17 protein-coding genes are annotated in these 16528 nt (G+C 67.7%); 8 read left to right on the top strand and 9 right to left on the bottom strand.

Annotated elements, in window-relative coordinates; translation table 11 throughout:
• Positions 1-51: 51 nt before the first annotated feature.
• Genes L1080_RS18985 through L1080_RS18975 form a run of 3 tightly spaced genes read right to left on the bottom strand, consistent with a single transcriptional unit; the run spans position 52 to position 2966 of the window.
• Positions 52-1167 carry a vWA domain-containing protein gene (locus L1080_RS18985; RefSeq protein WP_459031331.1) on the bottom strand — a complete coding sequence of 372 codons (1116 nt, stop codon included), beginning with the start codon at positions 1165-1167 and terminating at the stop codon, positions 52-54.
• Between the two features lie 5 nt (positions 1168-1172).
• Positions 1173-2066 carry an AAA family ATPase gene (locus L1080_RS18980; RefSeq protein WP_250778000.1) on the bottom strand — a complete coding sequence of 298 codons (894 nt, stop codon included), beginning with the start codon at positions 2064-2066 and terminating at the stop codon, positions 1173-1175.
• Positions 2067-2126: 60 nt separating this feature from the next.
• Complete coding sequence (locus L1080_RS18975; protein WP_250777998.1) at positions 2127-2966, bottom strand: SDR family NAD(P)-dependent oxidoreductase; 840 nt, start codon at positions 2964-2966, stop codon at positions 2127-2129.
• Positions 2967-3036: 70 nt separating this feature from the next.
• Here L1080_RS18975 and L1080_RS18970 point away from each other — a divergent pair, with 70 nt between their 5' ends.
• Together L1080_RS18970 and L1080_RS18965 are read left to right on the top strand one after the other, a co-directional pair.
• Positions 3037-3843 (top strand): TrmH family RNA methyltransferase, encoded by an 807-nt coding sequence (locus L1080_RS18970; protein WP_159919879.1) that lies wholly within the window; start codon positions 3037-3039, stop codon positions 3841-3843.
• Entirely contained in the window at positions 3840-4133 is a 294-nt protein-coding gene (locus L1080_RS18965; RefSeq protein WP_374436249.1) for a DUF2537 domain-containing protein, read from the top strand. Before L1080_RS18970 ends, L1080_RS18965 begins: the two co-directional genes overlap by 4 nt.
• 4 nt (positions 4134-4137) lie before the next feature.
• Here the strand turns inward: L1080_RS18965 and L1080_RS18960 are convergent, their stop codons facing one another.
• On the bottom strand, positions 4138-4929 hold the full coding sequence (locus L1080_RS18960; RefSeq protein ID WP_250777996.1) for a DUF6928 family protein: 792 nt from the start codon (positions 4927-4929) through the stop codon (positions 4138-4140).
• 72 nt (positions 4930-5001) lie between these two features.
• Positions 5002-5859, bottom strand: coding sequence for a septation protein SepH (gene sepH / locus L1080_RS18955; RefSeq protein WP_159919883.1), 858 nt, complete (start codon positions 5857-5859; stop codon positions 5002-5004).
• Between the two features lie 267 nt (positions 5860-6126).
• On the opposite strand from sepH, the gene L1080_RS18950 reads away from it, so the two are divergent.
• On the top strand, positions 6127-6612 hold the full coding sequence (locus L1080_RS18950; protein WP_159926943.1) for a nucleoside deaminase: 486 nt from the start codon (positions 6127-6129) through the stop codon (positions 6610-6612).
• Between the two features lie 70 nt (positions 6613-6682).
• On the opposite strand, the gene serC is transcribed toward L1080_RS18950, so the two are convergent.
• Together serC and L1080_RS18940 are read right to left on the bottom strand one after the other, a co-directional pair.
• Positions 6683-7804, bottom strand: coding sequence for a phosphoserine transaminase (serC, locus tag L1080_RS18945; protein WP_159919885.1), 1122 nt, complete (start codon positions 7802-7804; stop codon positions 6683-6685).
• Between the two features lie 41 nt (positions 7805-7845).
• Positions 7846-8976 (bottom strand): citrate synthase 2, encoded by a 1131-nt coding sequence (locus L1080_RS18940; protein ID WP_109327424.1) that lies wholly within the window; start codon positions 8974-8976, stop codon positions 7846-7848.
• Positions 8977-9272: 296 nt separating this feature from the next.
• On the opposite strand from L1080_RS18940, the gene pdxH reads away from it, so the two are divergent.
• The 5 genes from pdxH (at position 9273) to L1080_RS18915 (ending at position 14354) form a co-directional block, all read left to right on the top strand.
• On the top strand, positions 9273-9923 hold the full coding sequence (pdxH, locus tag L1080_RS18935; RefSeq protein WP_250778002.1) for a pyridoxamine 5'-phosphate oxidase: 651 nt from the start codon (positions 9273-9275) through the stop codon (positions 9921-9923).
• A complete protein-coding gene (locus L1080_RS18930) occupies positions 9920-11209 on the top strand; it encodes an MFS transporter (protein WP_159926947.1) in 1290 nt (429 codons plus the stop codon). Before pdxH ends, L1080_RS18930 begins: the two co-directional genes overlap by 4 nt.
• Positions 11210-11250: 41 nt before the next feature.
• Complete coding sequence (locus L1080_RS18925; protein ID WP_250777994.1) at positions 11251-12213, top strand: aldose 1-epimerase family protein; 963 nt, start codon at positions 11251-11253, stop codon at positions 12211-12213.
• A 438-nt stretch (positions 12214-12651) separates the two neighbouring features.
• A complete protein-coding gene (locus L1080_RS18920) occupies positions 12652-13947 on the top strand; it encodes a citrate synthase (protein WP_109327430.1) in 1296 nt (431 codons plus the stop codon).
• A 44-nt stretch (positions 13948-13991) separates the two neighbouring features.
• Positions 13992-14354 carry an FKBP-type peptidyl-prolyl cis-trans isomerase gene (locus tag L1080_RS18915; RefSeq protein WP_109327431.1) on the top strand — a complete coding sequence of 121 codons (363 nt, stop codon included), beginning with the start codon at positions 13992-13994 and terminating at the stop codon, positions 14352-14354.
• A gap of 28 nt (positions 14355-14382) precedes the next feature.
• On the opposite strand, the gene L1080_RS18910 is transcribed toward L1080_RS18915, so the two are convergent.
• A complete protein-coding gene (locus L1080_RS18910; protein ID WP_250777992.1) occupies positions 14383-15750 on the bottom strand; it encodes a sensor histidine kinase in 1368 nt (455 codons plus the stop codon).
• On the bottom strand, positions 15747-16463 hold the full coding sequence (locus tag L1080_RS18905) for a response regulator transcription factor (protein ID WP_250777990.1): 717 nt from the start codon (positions 16461-16463) through the stop codon (positions 15747-15749). The genes L1080_RS18910 and L1080_RS18905 overlap by 4 nt, the downstream gene beginning before the upstream one ends.
• Positions 16464-16528: the final 65 nt, after the last annotated feature.

Raw genomic sequence — 16528 nt, 5'->3', positions numbered from 1 at the left:
GCCGATGAAGCGCGAACAACACCCGAAATCGTGGAACCCGTTCCGGATCGGTCACGTTCGGCGCGCGACCTCGAGCAGTTCCTGCAGTGTCGCGAGACTGTGCCCGGCGAGCAGACGATCGACGTACGGCAGCGCGGCCGCGATTCCCGACTGCACCGGCTCGTAACCGTCCGCGCCTGCGTGCGGATTCACCCACAGCACGGTGCGGGCCAGCCGGCGCAACTGTGCCATCTGCTCCGCGAGCAGCGTGGGGTCCCCGCGCTCCCAGCCGTCGGAGAAAATCACTACGACGGCGCCGCGGGCCACGCCCCGCCTGCCCCAGCGGTCCAGGAACGCGCGCAGCGTCTCACCGAGACGGGTGCCGCCCGCCCAGTCGGGCACGGCCCGGCCTGCCGCGGCGAGCGCCACTTCCGGGTCGCGGACCCGGAGCGCCCGGGACAGCCGGGTCAGGCGGGTGCCCAGCGAGAACACCTCGGTGCCGCCCGGGTTGCCGCGGGCGACGACGTGCGCGAAACGCAGCAGTGCGTCGGCGTACGGGCTCATCGATCCAGACACGTCGATGAGCAGCACCATCCGGCGTGGCCGGGTGGCTTTGCGGTGGAGGCTCGGCCGCACCGGTTCGCCGCCCGCCGCGAGCATGCCCCGTACGGTGCGCCGCGGGTCCACCGTCCCCCGGCGGGCCGGGCGCATCCGGATGGCCGGGCGGGTCGGGGGCCGCGGGCGCAGGGCGGCGATCAACTCGGCGAGGTGCGCGCGTTCGGCCGCGGTGAGGTCGGCGATGTCGCGGTGGCGCAATACCTCGGTGTCATCCGCGGCGACCCGCAGTTGCGGCGCGTCGCCACCGGTGTCGCCGCCGTCCGTCGTGGTCAGGGCGGCGGTTCGGGCCCGGCGAGGCAGTTCCCCGGACCGGGGCACACGGGCGGGAACGGTACCGCCGAACCAGGCTGCGAACGCCGAGTCGTACCGGGGGATGTCGTCGGGACCGCGGCACAGTGTCGCGCGACCTGCCCAGTACACCTGTTCGGGGTTGCCCACTTCCACCTCGCGGAGCGCCCGGGTGAACGCGGAGACGGCGTCCGACGCGACCGGCAGTCCCGCGGCTGCGAGGGCGTGGGCGAACCCGGCCAACCCCACCAGAGGATCGCCGGCGCCCTGTGCTGCGGGCATGCTTCTCACCCGGCCAGGAGCCGGTCCAGTCCGGCACGGGCGACCCGTTCGAGGTCCTCGCGGTACTTGAGGACGGCACCGAGCGTCGCGGCGGCTGTTTCCGCGTCCAGCACGTCCCGGTCGAGTTCGCGCAACGCGCGCGCCCAGTCCAGTGCCTCGGCCACCCCCGGCGGCTTGAGGAGTTCCATTTCCCGCAAGGAGTGGACGGCGTGGGCGACCTGCGCGGCGAGGTCAGGGCCGATACCGGGGATGCGGCGCCGCAGGATCGCGACCTCCCGGGCCAGGTCGGGGTGCTCGAGCCAGTGGTACAGGCAGCGGCGTTTGAGGGCGTCGTGCACTTCGCGGGTGCGGTTGGAGGTGAGCACCACCAGCGGCGGTGTCGCCGCCCGCACCTCGCCGAGTTCTGGGATGGTGACCGCGTTCTCGTCCAATACCTGCAACAGGAACGCCTCGAACTCGTCGTCGGCGCGGTCGATCTCGTCGACGAGCAGCACGCAGGGGGCTTCGGTGAGCGCCCGCAGCAAGGGGCGGGCCAGCAGGAACCGCTCGGTGTACAGCGAGCGTTCGACGGTGTCGGCCTCGAGCAGGCCGTTGCTCGCCGCCTCGAGCGTCCGCAGGTGCAGCAGCTGCCGCGGGAAGTCCCAGTCGTAGAGCGCCTGCGCGGCGTCGATGCCCTCATGGCACTGCAGGCGGATCAGCGGCAGGTCGAACGCCTCCGACAATGCGGTCGCGAGCGACGTCTTGCCGGTGCCGGGTTCACCCTCGCAGAACAGCGGCCGTCCCATACGTATGGCGAGGAACGCGGCCATCGCGACGCCGTCGTCGGCGAGATAGCCCGTGGCGTCGAGCGCCCGCGCCAGTTCCGCAGGCGAACCGACCGTCGGTGTGGAATCCCTCACTTACGCGAGCCTAGGTGAGTGCCCGCCCCCGGACACGCGACTCGGAGGAGCTTGCCGCCGTCAAGCGTCCGGCTCCACCCTGCCGCGGTCCTCGCTCAACCGTCGGAACATCGCGGTGGCGCCGAACCGCGCGGCCACCCGTTCGACCAGTCCCGGCGCGATCTGCCCCAGAGCGAGCAGCGGGCGGATCGGGGCACCGCTCTCGACGATCTCGGGCCGGTCACGCTGGATTGCCCGGATCACGGCGGCGGCGACCTTGTCGGTGGTGGTCTCGCCCGTGATCCGGCCGGCCCTGATGCCGCGTTCCGTCATGCGTTGGTACATGCCGTCGCCGGCGATGAATCCGGGGCACACGACGGAAAAGCCGACGGGCGAGCCCGCGTACTCCGCCCGCAGCGACTGGGTGAGACCGATCAGGCCCGCCTTCGTCGTGGCGTACGGCGCGCAGTACGCCGGACCGATCTTCGCTGCCAGCGAAGAGATGAGCACCACGTGTCCCCAACCGCGGTCGAGCATCCCGGGAACCACTCGGCGTGTGAGAAGCAGTGGTGCGGTGAGATTGACGTCGACCATTGCGGTGAGCTCGCCGGGGTCGAGTCGGGTGAAGGCCGAGACGTTCTCCACACCGGCGTTGTTCACCAGTAAGTCGAGGGGACCGACTGCCGCCTCGGTGCGTTCGATGAGCGAATCGAGCTGTTCCAGTCGGTTGAGGTCCCCGGGCACGGCCTCGGCGCGCACACCGAGAGCACGCAGTTCACCGACGACTTGCGCGAGTCGATCCTCGCGCCGGCCGGACACCGCGACGGTGACGCCTTCACACGCCAGCGCCCGTGCGATGACGCGGCCGAGGCCGCCGGAGGCACCCGTCACCAGAGCCGTGCGTCCGCGCAGTTGCTTCATCCCTTCGAGCTTTCGCGTTCGGTGGTGGGGAGTCAACGGGGTGACTCTGCACATACGGCACGATGGACCAGTGGTTTCCGTCATCGACATAGCAGATCCGGCCGATTCGCGGCTGGACAACTTCCGCGATCTCAACTCCTCGGATCGCCGCCCGGATCTTCCCGAAGGTAAGGGCCTGGTGATTGCGGAAGGCGTGCTGGTGGCTCAGCGCCTGCTTGCCTCTCGTTTCGACCCGATCGCGCTTCTGGGCGTCGATCGCCGGCTCGGGGAACTCGCGGACGACCTGGCTCAGGTGGACGTCCCGTTCTACCGAACGACGGCGGATGTCATGGCGGAGGTCGTGGGATTCCATCTCAACCGCGGCGTACTGGCCGCGGCACGTCGGCCGGTGCCGCTCGACTTGCCGGAGGTGCTCGACAACGCGCGAACGGTCGCTGTCCTCGAGGGAGTGAACGATCACGAGAACCTCGGTTCCATGTTCCGCAACGCTGCCGGGCTGGGAGTGGACGCCGTCGTCTTCGGCAAGGGTTGCGCGGACCCGCTCTACCGCCGGGCGGTGCGAGTGTCCATGGGTCACGTTCTGCGCGTTCCGTTCGCACACGTGTCGGCCTGGCCCCGCGACCTCGACGCGTTGCGCGAGCGCGGGTTCCAATTGATCTCGCTGACGCCGAACCCCGAAGCGATCACCTTGGCCGAGGCCATGACGGGGGAGAAGGTCGCCGTCCTGCTCGGCGCGGAAGGCCCAGGCCTCACCGAACATGCCATGCGCGCCACCGACGTCCGTGCCCGCATCCCGATGGCCCCGGGGACGGATTCGCTGAACGTGGCCACCGCCGCCGCGATGGCGTTCTACGAACGCGTCCGGACGGGTCGGTGACGGTGCCGCCTGCACCACGGCCGGTGTCCGGCGCCGGGGCCCCGTGGTTCACGGGGTTACTCGTCACCGGATTCACGGCGGTCGTCGTGGCGACCGCGGTCATCGCCTTCGGCACCCAATTGGCCCGCATCAACGCGGTGCTCGCGGTCTTCCTGGAGCTGGTGGTGGTGGCGGGTGTCGCCCCGACTGCGTGGCGGTTCCGCCGGACACCGGTGTGGCGCTGGGTGGTATACGGAATGGGCGTAGGAGTTTTCGTGGGATGGGTCGCGGCTCTCGCGGGCGCCGGCTGACCGTTCAGAAACCGAAATACCTGCGCAGGCGTCCTGGCTTGCGGGTGGCCGAGGGTGGTTCGACGGCAACGGGGGCCGGTTCCGGCGCCGGTGCTGATACCGGTTCCGGCTCCGGCGTTTCCGGCTGCTCCTCCACGTCCGTGGGCCCTTCGCCGGGGCGGTGCACGCTGAAGGCGAGTACCGGGAGGGACTTCGGGTCGAGCTCGGAGTCCTCTCGGGGTCCGGTGTAGCGGAATCCCAGCCAGTTCCGGTTGGCGCCTTCGGCGAACTGTTGTGGGTGGAACGGCAGCGACTGCGGATCGGGAAGAACCCCCGGCGGATACCGCAGCGGGAACTCGCCCGCCCAGTAAGGTCTTTCCCACACCAGGGGTAGGCCGAGGTCTTCATGGATGTGCACCGGTGTCGCACTGAAGGATCGGGCCATCTTGCCGTTCTCCCACATTGCGAACGAACCCCACGCGAGGCCGGGCTTGGACGCCACATAGTAGATTCGCTCGAATTCCGAGACCGGCAACCAGCTTTCAGGCAGTGTCGACGGGCGGGGAATCGTCAGATCAGCACTGCACACGACGGTGACACCGGGGTAGCAACCGATATACACGGTGCCGTCCTGGTCGACGGCGGACGCCTCGGACAGCGACGCCGAACCGGTCGGCGTGGCCACCAGATCGGGATAGAGCCGGCTGGCGAGTGCCTGGGCGGCATCAGGATCGGATTGTGGGTGTCCACGTAGGACGGTGACCGGATCGGGGGTGTCGACGTACCAGATCGTTGATACCTTCGCCCCCACGGTCATCCCTCTCTTTCGGTGCTTACCTGAAAGAGTACGACCACGACCGTGTTCCCGGCCTGTTCACCGCGCCGGTGATCAGCGTCCGCTGCTGCGAACGCCGAGCAAAACGTCGTCCCACGACGGAAGCGACGGCTTCCCGCGCTTGTCCCTGTTGGAGGTCTGGTGCGGAGCGACCTTCGGTGCGGTCTGCTCGGGCTCGGTGTCTTCGTCGATCGGCTCGGGCACGTCGGTTTCGGCTTCGACGATGCGCTCCGGCTCCGCCGCAGGCGATGGGGACTCCGCCGGGTAGTCGACGAACTCGAGTTGCTCGGGCTCGTCGGATGCCACGGGAGCCAATCCGCGCAGTGGACGGCCGAAGTCGGGATCGATCAGGTCGAACGCGGTGTCGTCGAGCGCGACGATGGTGCCGCCGTGGGCATCCGGCTGGTACCGCCAGTGCGCGGCGTTGGTGGTGCGGCCCGCCTGCCACTGCAGCTGGGCGACCCAGTGGTTGTCCTCGTCACGCCAGGCGTCCCACGTGGCGTCGTCGATGTTGTGTCCGCGCGCCCGGAAAGCCTGGGTGACGATCTCGGCCAGCGTCGGAACGGCAGGGCCGTTGTCGCGTACCGGATGTCCACCCTGCGCCATCTCGGCGGCACGGGAGCGTTCGAGTAGAACCGGGTAGGCGAAGCGTTCCACCTTCGACAGCGGAATACCGGCCTCGTCAGCCACCTGCTCTACGGAAGCGCCGGCGCGAATGCGGGCCTGGATCTCACGGGGTCTGAGCTGACTGTCCATTTCGATCTCAATCTGGCCGAGTCGAGCGATGTCCCCGCGGGATGCTGCGCGGAGCTTGTCATCGGCGGGAAGCCGGAATTTTTCGCCGGTAGCAGCATCAGCGCACACGACGTGCGAACCATCTGGCTCGAGACCGATCACTCGAAGCTCTCGCACGTTGACCTCCTTATCGCGCCGGCTCGCGACGATGTACCGCGCCAACTGTAATTCATTCGTGACAGCCGATGCGGGAGGACACGCGCGGCCGTGGTCGCGGCACAGAGGATCATGTCCGCGTTAGGCTTCGACGTTTCGGAGTCGCGATTCATCCCGGACACCGTCCATCACTCCGTCGGGATCGGCTCCCAGGACGTGGTCGTGGCGCGCATACTGATCGGCAGAGCCCGGGAACGGGAAGTCGGAACAGAAGTGGACACACCGACGATGAGCCATACCGATGTCGACGACACCGACCTCGCCCATCTGCGGCGCACAATCGAACTGGCCGACGAGACCGGAGACGCGGGCAACAGACCCTTCGGTGCGGTGGCCGTCGGCTCCGATGGACACGTCATCAGCGAGGGCGCCAATTCCGTCGCCACGTCCGGCGACGTCACCGAGCACGCCGAACTCGATGCGATCACCACGGCCTGCGCCGAGGGGCGGACAGAGCAGCTCGTCGGCGCCACCATGTACGCCAGCGGTGAGCCTTGCCCGATGTGCAGCGCCGCGATGGTCTTGGCAGGGATCAGACGGGTCGTCTTCGCCGCGTCGTCCGACGACTTCGGCCGAATCCTCCCGGACGGGCCGCGGTTCGGCCTGCGGTGCTCCGACGTGGTGGAGTCCACCGACGTCGAGATCGAGGTCAGCGGCCCTCACCTCGGGGACGAGGCTCTCGCTCCGTTCCACCGATTCCTCGCCACCGACTGAAACCGCCACCGACTGAAAACGACGTCAGCCCCCGGCAGCACATGCCGGGGGCTGACGTCGATTCAGTTCACTAGCCGAGCTGAGAGACGACCCAGTCGACGCACTTGGTGAGCTGCGTGACGTCCTCGGGGTCGACGGCCGGGAACATGCCGACGCGGAGCTGGTTACGGCCGAGCTTGCGGTACGGCTCGGTGTCGACCACACCGTTGGCGCGCAGGATCTTCGCCACCTGGGCGGCGTCGATCTTGTCGTCGAAGTCGATGGTGCCGACCACCTGCGAGCGGTGCGCGGGATCGCTGACGAACGGGGTGGTGTACTCGGTCGCCTCGGCCCACTGGTAGAGACGCGAGGACGAATCCGCGGTGCGCGAGGTGGCCCAGTCGAGGCCGCCCTGCTTGTTCAGCCACTCGATCTGGTTGGCCAGCAGCAGGAGTGTCGCCACGGCCGGCGTGTTGTACGTCTGATCCTTCGAGCTGTTGTCCACGGCGATGGGCAGCGAGAGAAATTCGGGGGTCCAGCGACCCGAGTCCTTGATCTCCGCCACCCGTTCGAGGGCCTTCGGGCTCATCAGCGCGATCCACAACCCACCGTCGGCCGCGAAGTTCTTCTGCGGCGCGAAGTAGTAGACGTCGGCATCGGAGACATCGACCGGCAGTCCGCCGGCACCGGAGGTGGCGTCGATGGCGATGAGGGCGTTCTCCGACCCGGCGGGACGGGACACGGGGATTGCGACACCGGTGGAGGTTTCGTTGTGTGCCCAGCCGATGAGGTCGACGGACGGGTCGGACACCGGCTCGGGGGCGCTGCCCGGCTCGGCCGACACGACGATCGGATCACCGATGAACGGGTTGTTCTTCGCGACCGACGCGAACTTGGAGCTGAACTCGCCGTTCGTCAGGTGCAGCGACTTCTCCCGGATGAGGCCGAACGCCGCGGCATCCCAGAACGCGGTGGTGCCGCCGTTGCCGAGAACCACCTCGTATCCCTCGGGCAGGGAGAACAGGTCGGCGAGCCCGGAACGCACGCTGGCGACGACGTCCTTGACGGGCTTCTGGCGGTGGCTGGTGCCGAACACCGAGGAGCCCACCTCCACCAGCGACTGAAGCTGTTCGGGGCGAACCTTGGAGGGTCCGCAGCCGAAACGTCCGTCGGCGGGCAGGAGGTCTGCGGGGATGATCGGTGTGGAGGTCATCGCTACTTTCTGTTCCTTACTGATATTTCCGGTGAGGGTGTTCAGCTGGTGTGGGCGATCTGGTCCCAGCCCTCGACGGACTCGGGGGTGCGGGGTGCGGGGCCGGTGTAGATGGCGGCGGGGCGGACGAGCTTGCCCAGACGTTTCTGTTCGAGGATGTGGGCGCACCAGCCGGCGGTGCGGCCGCAGGTGAACATCGCGGGCATCATGTGCGCGGGAACCTCGGCGAAGTCGAGGATGACCGCGGCCCAGAACTCGACGTTGGTTTCGATGGCCCGGTCGGGGCGGCGCTCGCGGAGTTCGGCGAGGGCGGCCTGCTCGAGGGCGGCGGCCGCTTCGTAGCGGGGGGCGTTCAGCCGCTTCGCGGTGGCGCGCAGCACGCGGGCGCGGGGGTCTTCGGCGCGGTAGACGCGGTGACCGAAGCCCATCAGCTTGTCCTTGCGGTCGAGGATGCCCTTGACCAGGGCGCGGGCGTCACCGGACTTCTCGGTGTCCTCGATCATCGGCAGGACGCGGGCGGGGGCGCCGCCGTGCAGCGGGCCGGACATCGCACCGATCGCCCCGGAGAGGGAGGCGGCGACGTCGGCGCCGGTGGAGGCGATGACGCGGGCGGTGAAGGTGGACGCATTCATGCCGTGTTCGGCGGCGGAGACCCAGTAGGCGTCGATCGCTTCGACGTGGGCGGGGTCGGGCTCGCCCTTCCAGCGGACCATGAATCGTTCGGTGACGGTCTTGGCCTCGTCGATCCGCTTCTGCGGGACGGCGGGCTGGTAGATGCCGCGGGCGGACTGGGCGACGTAGGACAGGGCCATCACGGAGGCGCGGGCGAGTTGTTCGCGGGCGGTGTCGTCGTCGATGTCGAGGAGGGGCTGGTATCCCCAGATCGGGGCGAGCATCGCGAGGCCGGCCTGGACGTCGACGCGGACGTCGCCGGTGTGCACGGGCAGGGGGAAGGGTTCGGCCGGGGGCAGGCCGGGGCCGAAGCGTCCGTCGACGAGCAGTGCCCAGACGTTGCCGAAGGTGACGTGCTTGCCGACGAGGTCTTCGATGTCGACGCCGCGGTAGCGCAGGGCGCCGCCGTCCTTGTCGGGTTCAGCGATATCGCTGGTGAAGGCGACCACGCCCTCCAGACCGCTGACGAAATCCTCCGGTATTGCCGCGCTCGCTGACATAGCTCGTGGACTCTCCTCGTTCGAGTGCCCCCGGTCAGAGCGGCACTGCCTCGGCGTTTCGACAACTGCGCTGATCGTGCATGCGGGATGGGCAGGCACTCGTTCGTCCGCGCAATCGGCCTCCCACCCTCCTGGTGTCGCGCGGTGGAGGCGACGGTTCAGCAAAGGCGGGTTCGGTCCCCAAAACTTTAGCCGGTGTCACCGGAAGGGCAGTCAGTGCATACCCGGGAGTAGCGTTCTCCGCTGTGTCATCAGATGCAGAACAGCCGGGTCCGGCGAACAACGACCTCGCGACGATGCGCGTCGGTTACGGACATCAGGGCATCGCCGGACGGTCCGAAGAGTCCGATCTGGACGCCGAGCAGCTGAAAGACGGCTGGCTGCCGTTGATGCGTCGCTGGCTCGAGGACGCCGTGGAGGCGGGAATTCCCGAGCCCAATGCGATGACGCTGGGCACCGTCGACGAACACGGCCACCCCTGCACGCGCACCGTTCTCTGCAAGGGCCTGAGCCCGGCCGGAGTGCTGTTCTTCACCAACTACGAGTCGGACAAGGGGAGGCAGCTCGCCGCCGTTCCGTACGCGTCGGTGACCTTCACCTGGGTGCCGATCGCCAAGCAGATCACCGTTCGCGGTCCCGCCGAACGGGTCAGCGCCGAGGTCACCGACGAGTACTGGCACAGCAGGCCGCGGGGGTCGCGGCTCGGTGCGTGGGCGTCGGAGCAGTCGCGGCCGATCGGCTCGCGGGCCGAACTCGATGCTGCGCTCTTGCACGTCGCCGAACGCTTCGGTGTCGACGTCGACGTCCCGGTCCGGCCGAACTGGGGTGGGATCCTCATCCGCCCCGAGGTGGTCGAATTCTGGCAGGGCCGGGCCAACCGGATGCACAACCGAATCCGGACTTCGAGGCACGGAGACCGGTGGAGCGTCGAACGGCTGCAGCCATGACCGGACAGGTGACCCGGGATCGTCGGCCCCGAAGGTTCCTCGCAGATACGACCCCACTCGAGAACAAGGACTACCGGCGCCTGTGGACTGCCGGGATCGTCACCGTCATCGGGGGCCAGCTCAGCGTGGTCGCGGTTCCCCAGCAGGTCTACGAGATCACGCGCAGCTCCGCGTACGTGGGCCTCACGGGAGCGTTCGCCCTGGTACCGCTGATCGTCTTCGGCTTGTGGGGCGGCGCCCTCGCCGACGTGATGGATCGGCGCACCCTGCTGACGATCACCACGGTGGGACTCGGGGTGACCTCGGTTCTCTTCTGGGTACAGGCGGCGCTCGGCCTGAACAACGTGTGGCTGGTACTGGGACTCCTTGCTTTGCAACAGGCGTTCTTCGCCGTCAATCAGCCCACCCGCAGCGCGATCATCCCGCGGCTGATACCGATGGGGCAGCTGGCGGCGGCCAACTCGCTGAACATGACGGTGATGCAGTTCGGCGCGATTGCCGGACCCCTGCTCGCCGGGGTCATGATTCCTGCCGTCGGCCTGTCGACGCTGTATCTCGTCGATTCGATAGCACTGCTGGCCACCCTGTGGGCGGTACTCCGGCTGCCCGCCATCCCACCGGTGGGGGAGTCGCGGCGCGCGGGATTCCGGGAAGTGTTCGACGGCTTCGCCTACCTGGCCACCCAGAAGGTGCTGCTCGCGTCGTTCGTGGTCGACATCATTGCCATGGTCTTCGGGATGCCCCGGGCGCTGTTCCCGCAGATCGCCCACGACACCTTCGGTGACCCTGCAGGCGGCGGTGTCGCCCTCGGTCTACTGTTCGCGGCGATGTCCGTGGGGGCGGTCGCCGGTGGTGTGTTCTCCGGCTGGTTGCCGCGGGTGCGCCGACAGGGACTCGCCGTGATCGTGTGCATCGTGCTGTGGGGGCTGGCGATGCTGGGCTTCGGTCTCGTGGTGGGGATTGCGTCCCCGGGCTCGAGTCCGGTCCTGTTGTGGGCGGCTCTCGCCTTCCTCGCGTTCGGTGGTGCCGTCGACATGGTGTCCGCGGCGTTCCGCAGCACGATGCTCCAGCAGGTGGCCACCGACGAGATGCGCGGACGGTTGCAGGGTGTGTTCATCGTCGTCGTCGCCGGCGGGCCCCGCATCGGTGACGTCCTGCACGGCGCTGCCGCCGCTGCAGTCGGAACGAGCGTCGCCGCGGCCGGTGGTGGCGTCCTCGTCGTCGTCGGTGTGGTAATCGCCGCAGTGGCATTCCCGGCGCTGGTGCGATACAAGGTCGCCCGTTAGGTTCCTGTGCCCTGTCACAGATTTCGGGCACACTGTGGTGCATGGGTGAACCGCAGTCGTCGGAATCGAAGAGGTCCACAGCGGGCGGAGTGGAGATCCGAGGAGGCGGCTACCGGGCCGAGATCGCAGTCACGGGGGCTGGGCTGCGACGCCTCGAATGGCACGGCCCGGACGGTCCGCGGGCGCTGACCGAAACGTGGGAACTCGGGTCCAGACCGCCGTTGTCCGCGGGGTTGATCCTCGCCCCGTGGCCCAACCGGATCCGTGACGGTCATTTCGTCTTCGACGGTATCGAACACCAGCTCGAGATCACGGATACGGAGTTCGGCAACGCCAGTCACGGCTTCGTCCGTCGCCGGGACTGGCGTGTCGTCAGCCGCGCCGAGAACCGTGTGGAGATGTCGATCGATGTGGGACTTCACAAGGGCTGGCCGTATCCGCTGCGGGTGACCGTCGAATATGCTCTCGACGCTTCGGGCCTGACGGTCACACACACCGCCACCAATACCGGGGCAATTCCGGCGCCGTTCGGCTTGGGAATGCACTCGTACGTCCGCGTCGGCGACGTTCCCCTCGACGAATGCACGCTCCGCCTGTCCGCAGGCACCCGGTTGCCGCTCGACGACCGCCGGTTGCCGAACGGTGGTTCGCAGGCTGTTGCCGGCAGCGACTACGACTTCACCAGTCCCCGCCCCCTCGCCGGGGTGTCGCTCGACACGCCGTTCAGCGCGTTGGACGTCGACCCGGACGGTAGGTCCCGGCACGAACTGCGTGCCCCGGACGGCACCGGAACCATGTTGTGGGCTAGCCGCGAGTTCGGCTGGCTGCAGGCTTTCATCGCCGATCCGGCGGACGGCAAGCCCTATCCGGGCCGCGGACGGGCGCTGGCCCTCGAACCGATGACCTGTCCACCGGATTCGTTCAACTCCGGCATCGACCAGTTGGTGCTCGCTCCCGGGCAGCATTGGTCCGGCAGGTGGGGCATGACCGCAGTGGGTTCCTGACGGTCCGGTCCGCGGCGACATATGTCCACAGAGTGAGACGGTGTAACACCGGCGGTGCATCGCTCGATAAGTTCCGCGGGGGTTCTTCTGTTGCCGTGTCCGGGTTCGGTCGAGGGCAGTATTACTACGGCAGGTCCCCTCACCGCTTTCCTGGCGTGATTGTGCGTTTGCGCATCGTCGACGCCATCGATGCAGGTAACGCCGCCTCTTCTCGCTCCGGCGGCCACCGGCCGTTCATCTCGGCAGCTCGCACCGCACGAAATGTCTCATCCTCGCGGCGGTACTCCGCTCGTCGCCACCATCGTCTCGCCGCATTCGGCGGCGGGGGCGGGTTGCGGCCTTTCCGTGGACCCTCCTGCAGCGTGCGGGCTGGAGTGGGACTAGTTTCTACCTGAATGAAGTTGTTACTCATTGGTTTGAGCTTGAGAGGGATGCTTCGTGCCTGACAATGACACAAAGCCCACGCTTACCTACCCTGGTGGTGAGCACACGATGTCCATTGCCAGGGCAACCGAGGGCAATGACGGTATCGAACTGGGCAAGCTGCTGGCCAGCACCGGGTACACCACCCTGGACCCGGGTTTCGTCAATACCGCCTCCACCAGCTCCGCGATCACCTATATCGACGGTGAGCACGGGATTCTCCGCTACCGCGGTTACCCGATTGAGCAGCTGGCCGGAAAGTCGACGTTCATCGAGGTCAGCTACCTGCTGATCTACGGCGAGCTGCCGACCGCAACGCAGCTCGAGTCGTTCACCGACCGGATTCGCCGGCACACGTTGCTGCACGAAGACCTCAAGAGGTTCTTCGACGGGTTCCCCCGCAACGCGCACCCGATGCCTGTTCTCTCCAGTGCTGTGAACGCGCTCTCGGCCTACTACCAGGACTCCCTGGATCCGGCCGATCCCGAGCAGGTCGAACTGTCGACCATCCGCCTTCTGGCGAAGCTGCCCACCATCGCGGCATATGCGTACAAGAAGTCCGTCGGACAGCCGTTCCTGTACCCGGACAACTCGCTGAACCTTGTCGAGAACTTCCTTCGGATGACGTTCGGCTTCCCCGCGGAGCCGTACGAGATCGACCCGGAGATCGCCAAGGCACTCGACATGCTGCTCATCCTGCACGCCGACCACGAGCAGAACTGCTCGACGTCGACGGTGCGCCTCGTCGGATCGTCGGACGCGAACCTCTTCACCTCCATCTCCGGCGGCATCAACGCACTCTGGGGCCCGCTGCACGGCGGCGCAAACCAGGCGGTCCTCGAGATGCTCGACGAGATCAAGGCCAGCGGCAGCAACGCAGGCGATTTCGTCCGCAAGGTCAAGAACAAGGAAGACGGCGTGAAGCTCATGGGCTTCGGGCACCGCGTCTACCGCAATTACGATCCGCGCGCGGCCATCGTGAAGCAGACCGCGCACACCATCCTCGACAAACTCGGTGGCGACGACGAACTGCTCGACATCGCGATGGCACTGGAAGAGGCGGCGCTCACCGACGACTACTTCGTCGAGCGCAAGCTCTACCCCAACGTCGACTTCTACACCGGCCTCATCTACCGCGCCATGGGCTTCCCCACGCGCATGTTCACCGTCTTGTTCGCCATGGGCCGGTTGCCCGGGTGGATTGCACACTGGCGGGAGATGCACGAGGATCCCGCTACGAAGATCGGCCGTCCGCGCCAGATCTACACCGGCTACACCGAGCGCGACTACAAGGACGTCACAAGCCGCTGATCTGCGACCTGTGCCGAACAGACAGCCCTCACCGAGGAGGACACATGACTAAGCCCGAGATCGAGTTCCAGGAGGGACCCGCCCCGACCGACCTGGTCATCAAGGATCTGGTGGTCGGCGAAGGCGCCGAGGCCGTTCCGGGGGGCACCGTCGACGTGCACTATGTCGGCGTCGAGTTCGAGTCCGGCGAGGAGTTCGACTCTTCGTGGAGTCGCGGGGAGTCCATCCAGTTCCCGCTGCGCGGTCTCATCAAAGGCTGGCAGGACGGCATCCCCGGCATGAAGGTCGGCGGACGTCGTCAGCTCACCATCCCGCCGGAGCTGGCCTACGGCCCGGCCGGCGCCGGACACCAGCTGTCCGGCAAGACCCTGGTGTTCGTGATCGATCTGCTGGACGCCAAGGAATAGTTTTCGGCTTCACGTCACAAGTCCCGCTTCACCTCGGTGAGGCGGGACTTGTCGCATTCTGCGCCGGAAGGTGCGGCATCGGATGTGCGTCGGCCGAGTGCAGCTCCACGACCAACCGGGCGCCACCGAGCGGGCTGTCCTCGAAGTGCGCCCGCCCGCCGTGCAGCGCTGCCTGTTGAGCAACGAGCGCGAGGCCGAGTCCCGATCCGCTGCTGGTGGCGTTGGTGCCCCGGTGGAAGCGCTCGAACACCTGAGTCCGCTCGGCGTCCGGTACGCCGGAACCGTTGTCGTCGACGGTGATGACGGTGGCGTCGTCCACGGCTCTCAGCGTGATCCGCACCGCAGTCGCACCCCCGTGCCGGACGGCGTTGGTGATCGCATTGTCCAGTGTCAGCCGCAGTCCGCCGGGCATCCCGCGGACCGTCAGCGGAACGGCGTCGACGGTGACCTGCAGTCCGGGATGGTGCCGCATCGCATCGTCGGCCGCCAGATCGCAGATGTCGACGAGGTCGCAGTCGACGAAGTCCTGGTCGGTGGACAATTCTCCGCGGGCCAGCCGCTCCAGATCCGAGAGGGTCGATTCCACCCGGCCCTGTGCGCGAATCAGATCGCGAAAAATTTCGTTCTGCTGCGCGGACGTCAGCTGATGCGTGGTCAGCACCTCGAGGTCGGTGCGCATCGCGGTGAGCGGCGTGCGCAGTTCGTGGGCGGACACGGCGGCGAAGTCACGCGCGGTGGCCAGGGCGGCGGTGGTCGCGTCCTGCGCCTCGGCGACATCGCGCAACATCGACTCCGCCGCGGAGGCCAGTTCGTCTGCCTCGCGAACCCCTGAGGACGCGGGCGTCAACTCGGGGTCGCGGCGCACGATGCGGCCGGTGAGGTCGACCAGGGGTCGAACCGCCCGGCCACCGAACAGCCAGCCGAGGCCACTGGCTGCGGCCACGGCCAGGACACCCACGAGGGCCACCTGGCGCTGCTGTTCGGTGGTGACGTCCTGGGCCTCCGAGTACGGGACGGCGAGTGAGATCCGGGTCCCCAGGAAGGGCGTCGTCGCCGTGAATGCCCGATACTTCGTGCCGTTGACGTCGACGGACTGCCACCCCGGTTCGAGCGGTGGCAGCCGGGTGGGGGTACTCACCAGAACGGTGTCGCCGCCCGCGGACCGGATGGTGATCGCGAAGGCGCCCTTGTCGCCCAGCGCGCCGAGGAACAGTCCCGCTGTCGCCGCGTTGGGAACCAGCACGTCGGACGCCGTTTCGAGCCGGCGATCGAGTTGGGACAAGTTGTTCCTGTTGATCGCGAGCGCCACCAGGATGCCCAACGCCACGACGATGATGGTCGCCCCGAGCGCGGTGGCCGCCGCGACACGGGTCCGGAGGGAGAACGAGCGCTTCACGACGGTTCCCGCAACACGAACCCGACGCCACGCACGGTGTGCAGGATGCGCGGTTGGCCCTCGGTTTCGAACTTGCGCCGCAGATACCCGACGAAAACGTCCACGACATTGGTGTCGGCCACGAAGTCGTATCCCCACACCAGTTCCAGTAGTCGTTCGCGGCTCAGGACGATGCCGACATTGCGGGCGAGGACCTCGAGCAGTTCGAACTCCCGCTTGGTCAGGGTTATTTCGTGGCCTGCGAGGAAGACTCGGCGCGCCGAGACGAACATCTCGAGAGCCCCGACGCGGATCGGCGGAGCCGCGGGGGCATCGGCTGCGGGGGGCGTGGTCGCACCGCGCCGCCGGAGCATTGCCCGGATCCGGGCGATCAACTCCGCCAGGACAAATGGTTTGACCAGGTAGTCGTCCGCTCCCGACTCCAGCCCGGAGATGCGGTCGTCGACGGTGTCGCGGGCACTGAGTACACAGATCGGGATGTCGTTGTTCATTGCGCGGAGCGCGGTCACGACACCGGTTCCGTCGATGACGGGCATGTTCATGTCGAGAACCATCGCGTCCGGGCGTCGCTCGCTGACCACACGGAGGGCGTCGGCTCCGTCGACTGCGGTGAGAACGGTGAATCCGGACAGGCGCAGACCACGTTCGAGCGAAGTCCGCACGTCCTCGTCGTCGTCGACGACGAGAACACTGGCTGAGTCGGTGGCGGTCACTCCTGCATTGTGCCGTGAGGAGGGGGTGGATGGCGGTGGTCCGGTCGTGTCCGTCCGTACACTCG

Source organism: Rhodococcus sp. MSC1_016, assembly GCF_023667485.2.
Classification (GTDB): domain Bacteria; phylum Actinomycetota; class Actinomycetes; order Mycobacteriales; family Mycobacteriaceae; genus Rhodococcus_F; species Rhodococcus_F oxybenzonivorans.
The sequence above is the reverse complement of the archived record's forward strand: the minus strand, read 5'-3'. Positions and strand labels throughout refer to the sequence as shown.

Excerpts from the sequence above, each read along its gene's own strand:
- L1080_RS18985 (WP_459031331.1), bottom strand. The coding sequence starts at position 1,167 with ATGCCCGCAGCACAGGGCGCCGGCGATCCTCTGGTGGGGTTGGCCGGG.
- L1080_RS18975 (WP_250777998.1), bottom strand. The coding sequence starts at position 2,966 with ATGAAGCAACTGCGCGGACGCACGGCTCTGGTGACGGGTGCCTCCGGC.
- L1080_RS18960 (WP_250777996.1), bottom strand. The coding sequence starts at position 4,929 with ATGACCGTGGGGGCGAAGGTATCAACGATCTGGTACGTCGACACCCCC.
- L1080_RS18950 (WP_159926943.1), top strand. The coding sequence starts at position 6,127 with ATGAGCCATACCGATGTCGACGACACCGACCTCGCCCATCTGCGGCGC.
- serC (WP_159919885.1), bottom strand. The coding sequence starts at position 7,804 with ATGACCTCCACACCGATCATCCCCGCAGACCTCCTGCCCGCCGACGGA.
- L1080_RS18940 (WP_109327424.1), bottom strand. The coding sequence starts at position 8,976 with ATGTCAGCGAGCGCGGCAATACCGGAGGATTTCGTCAGCGGTCTGGAG.
- pdxH (WP_250778002.1), top strand. The coding sequence starts at position 9,273 with ATGCGCGTCGGTTACGGACATCAGGGCATCGCCGGACGGTCCGAAGAG.
- L1080_RS18930 (WP_159926947.1), top strand. The coding sequence starts at position 9,920 with ATGACCGGACAGGTGACCCGGGATCGTCGGCCCCGAAGGTTCCTCGCA.
- L1080_RS18925 (WP_250777994.1), top strand. The coding sequence starts at position 11,251 with ATGGGTGAACCGCAGTCGTCGGAATCGAAGAGGTCCACAGCGGGCGGA.
- L1080_RS18915 (WP_109327431.1), top strand. The coding sequence starts at position 13,992 with ATGACTAAGCCCGAGATCGAGTTCCAGGAGGGACCCGCCCCGACCGAC.